This is a genomic window from Ancylomarina sp. (assembly GCF_041555295.1).
GTDB lineage: Bacteria > Bacteroidota > Bacteroidia > Bacteroidales > Marinifilaceae > Ancylomarina.
In genome coordinates this window covers 1-3,109 of record NZ_JBFFKR010000338.1, presented here as the reverse complement: position 1 = coordinate 3,109, position 3,109 = coordinate 1, and the positions used below count along the sequence as shown (strand labels likewise).

The 3,109-nt window shown below is 35.3% G+C and carries 5 protein-coding genes; 4 read left to right on the top strand and 1 reads right to left on the bottom strand.

Going from position 1 to position 3,109, the window contains the following annotated elements; genetic code table 11:
- Nucleotides 1-772: LytR/AlgR family response regulator transcription factor (locus ABY905_RS15560; RefSeq protein ID WP_372645529.1), on the top strand; the 772-nt coding region annotated here is incomplete at its 5' end.
- Between the two features lie 75 nt (nucleotides 773-847).
- On the opposite strand, the gene ABY905_RS15555 is transcribed toward ABY905_RS15560, so the two are convergent.
- Complete coding sequence (locus ABY905_RS15555; protein WP_372645527.1) at nucleotides 848-1,537, bottom strand: HAD family hydrolase; 690 nt, start codon at nucleotides 1,535-1,537, stop codon at nucleotides 848-850.
- Nucleotides 1,538-1,823: 286 nt separating this feature from the next.
- Between ABY905_RS15555 and ABY905_RS15550 the strand changes: the two genes are divergently transcribed.
- Genes ABY905_RS15550 through ABY905_RS15540 form a run of 3 tightly spaced genes read left to right on the top strand, consistent with a single transcriptional unit; the run spans nucleotide 1,824 to nucleotide 2,769 of the window.
- Nucleotides 1,824-2,234: a DUF134 domain-containing protein gene (locus tag ABY905_RS15550; RefSeq protein ID WP_372645525.1), complete on the top strand. Its 411-nt coding sequence runs from the start codon at nucleotides 1,824-1,826 to the stop codon at nucleotides 2,232-2,234.
- Nucleotides 2,235-2,239: 5 nt separating this feature from the next.
- Nucleotides 2,240-2,557, top strand: coding sequence for a NifB/NifX family molybdenum-iron cluster-binding protein (locus ABY905_RS15545; RefSeq protein ID WP_372645523.1), 318 nt, complete (start codon nucleotides 2,240-2,242; stop codon nucleotides 2,555-2,557).
- 23 nt (nucleotides 2,558-2,580) lie between these two features.
- Entirely contained in the window at nucleotides 2,581-2,769 is a 189-nt protein-coding gene (locus ABY905_RS15540) for a DUF5320 domain-containing protein (RefSeq protein WP_372645521.1), read from the top strand.
- The last annotated feature ends 340 nt before the right edge of the window (nucleotides 2,770-3,109 follow it).

The window sequence follows — 3,109 nt, the reverse complement described above, 5'->3', positions numbered from 1 at the left end:
TCTAAAAATGATATCAAAATACACAACACTACTTATAGACGATGAAGCACTAGCCAGAGAACGCCTTAAGAAAATGCTACTGCCTTATGCTGACAAAATTGAAATTATTGGTGAAGCTCGTAATGGGAATCAAGCCATTGAAATGATTGAGAGATTGAAACCAGATTTAATTTTTCTAGACATCCAAATGCCTGGTAAATCAGGCTTTGAAGTTCTGCAGGCAATTCATCACCAACCTATTGTCATTTTTTGTACAGCTCATGATGAATATGCTTTGCAAGCCTTTGAAACATCAAGTATCGATTATCTTCTGAAACCAGTAAAGGAGGATAGACTTGAGAAAGCAATTAACAAACTGCATCTATTTAAAACAGAAAATAGGCAAAGTGAACTCGAAACGTTTCTTTCGCAGCAACTTAAGCAAATTTCGAAGAAAGAAATAAGCTCTATACCAGTAAAAATTGCTGATCGGGTCATTTTTGTAAGCTTGGATGAGATATCACATTTTACAGCCGAAGATAAATATGTTAGCATACACACAACTGGAGGGAAAGAATATGTGATTGATCACAGCTTGAATTACCTTTCGGAGAAGTTAGATGAGAAATTTGTAAGGATACAACGATCGTGTATTGTAAACTTATCTTATATCAAAGAAATTAAAAGATATATGGGAGGACGTTTTGTTGTGAAACTAAACAATCAAAAAGCGTCTAAAATAATCAGTGGACGAAACTATCAAGAACAGGTCAAAGATTTAATGCTCTTCTAAACCATATATTCTTCAAAAAAAAAGATCCCTGCTTCAACGAAACAGGGATCTTACACTATTATATCTTACTTGCTTCTAATTGAAGAATTTCAAGTCTAAGATTTCTCTCATGTCCTTAAGTTCAAATAGGTTTTCGTGCTGCACAGGGTCGGCTAGTTTCTCATGTTCCCAGGTAAACTCATAAGGAACATGCGCCCCAAAACCACCAATATTAAGTACAGGTAGAATATCCGATTTCATAGAGTTACCAATCATCAGGAAATTCTCCGCTTTAATCTGTCTGCCGTCAATGATTTGCTGATAGGCTGCATCATCTTTTTCACTGACAACAATTACATCAGAGAAGTATTTAGCCAAGCCTGATTTCTTCATCTTTCTATTCTGATCCAATAGATCACCCTTAGTAATGGTAATCAAATCATGATTCTGAGACAATTGTTCAAGAACCTGCTGAACATGATTCATAGGCTGAACGGGTTCTGTCAACATCTTAGCTCCTAAGGCCAGAATTTTTCCAACCAACTCACCAGGAACTTCTCTAAAGGATAAGCTCAATGCTGCCTCTATCATCGAAAGTGTATATGATTTAACGCCATAACCATACAGCTTCAAATTCTTAATCTCGGTAGAATGTAATCGCTCTAAAACCGCCTCTTTACACCCATAATCACTTAGTATTTGAGCATATTCATTCTGGGTTTGATAAAAGTAATTCTCATTACCCCATAATGTATCATCTGCATCAAATGCAATTAAATCAATCATCTCTTACTTTCTATTATTCTTATATTGAATATTTGAATCGATTATTATAGAATCTAGTTCAAATATTTTTTGCAAAAATAGACCAATTATCCAACAATAAAAGCCTCTCCTGATGATTAGCTAAAATATAGAGGTTTTCTAGATAAAGAATAGACACAAATACGACCCCGATAATATGAAGGATTTAATTTATACGAATAAAAAAACAATCAAATCTCTTTTATAATGAGAATATTCTCAATACATTTGTAGTGAGAATATTCTCACTACGACTAGTAAGTGCCTTATGCCCAGAAGAACGAGACTAAGAAAAGTAGTAGCCCCGCCAGAGTTTAAAGGTTACAAACCATACGGGACACATAAAAGTTCGAAAGAACACATCGAATTGCTTTACGAAGAATATGAAGCCATTAAGCTAAGCGACTATGATTTAATGAATCACAAGGAGGCATCAGAACTCATGGGTGTTTCGAGGCCAACATTTGCAAGAATATACGAAAGTGCCAGACGAAAAATAGCCAAGGCATTTGTTGAGACAAAAGAGATCAGAACCGTATTTGGTAACACTCAGATGGATGATAGTTGGTTTATATGCAATGCTTGTCAGGCAAGGTTTACCATACCCAAAACCTTAAAGCAAAACATCTGTCCCATGTGTTCTTCGGATCAAATTGAATCACTAAACAATCAAAAATAGAACTCATGAGCAAAACAGTAATTACATCTTTAGGAAATGAATTGACTTCTCAATTCGATAAGCGCTTTGGTAGAGCCGAGTGGTTTTGCGTATTCGACAGTGAAACTAAAGGGAGCTCTTTCATAAAAAATGACTTTGCAGACTCAAATCATGGAGCTGGAACAAAAGCTGCTGAATTGATGGTTGAACTAAAGGCTGACAAGATTATCTCAGGAGACTTTGGTCCAAAAGCTAAAGAGTTATTAGAAAAATTAAACATACAAATGGTCGTTATTCAAGACTCAACAAGTATTCAAAATATTGTTGAGCGCATTACTATTTAATCATCTTAAAAAAGGAGGTTGTTATGCCACGATTAGACAGAACCGGGCCAGAAGGTAAAGGTTCACAAACTGGTAGAGGACTTGGAAAATGTCATTCCAAACAGGAAGAAATTGACCAACAAGCCCAAAATGAAAATCAAAACAGACTTGCACCAAACAATACAGCATGTGGTAGAGGTCAGAGAAGAAGAAAACGAAGAGGTTCTTGCTAACATCTAGTTTACCACAAAATGATCTGTTTTAGAAACAAAATTCACGCAAGGTTCGCAATTGATCACTAAAGTGTTGGAAGAATTAGGTTTGGAATTATTCTTTTGTCATAGTCAGCGATTGATTTGAGAGCTCTGCGTGGAATTTTTCTTCCATAGCAAATAGAGTTTCATTTAAACATCATAGATAAAAACGCAACCCAATAAATAATAAAATCATGAATAAAAGAATTGCAATCCCTGTTGACAATCAAGACATTTTAGATGCCCATTTCGGGCACTGTAGCTTTTTCGCTATTCTAAATATTGAAAATGAGACCCTTGTTTCTGAAGAAAGATTAAC

Bases quoted from the DNA above. Each gene is read 5' to 3' on its own strand.
- ABY905_RS15555 (WP_372645527.1), bottom strand. From the start codon at position 1,537: ATGATTGATTTAATTGCATTTGATGCAGATGATACATTATGGGGTAAT.
- ABY905_RS15550 (WP_372645525.1), top strand. From the start codon at position 1,824: ATGCCCAGAAGAACGAGACTAAGAAAAGTAGTAGCCCCGCCAGAGTTT.
- ABY905_RS15540 (WP_372645521.1), top strand. From the start codon at position 2,581: ATGCCACGATTAGACAGAACCGGGCCAGAAGGTAAAGGTTCACAAACT.
- ABY905_RS15545 (WP_372645523.1), top strand. From the start codon at position 2,240: ATGAGCAAAACAGTAATTACATCTTTAGGAAATGAATTGACTTCTCAA.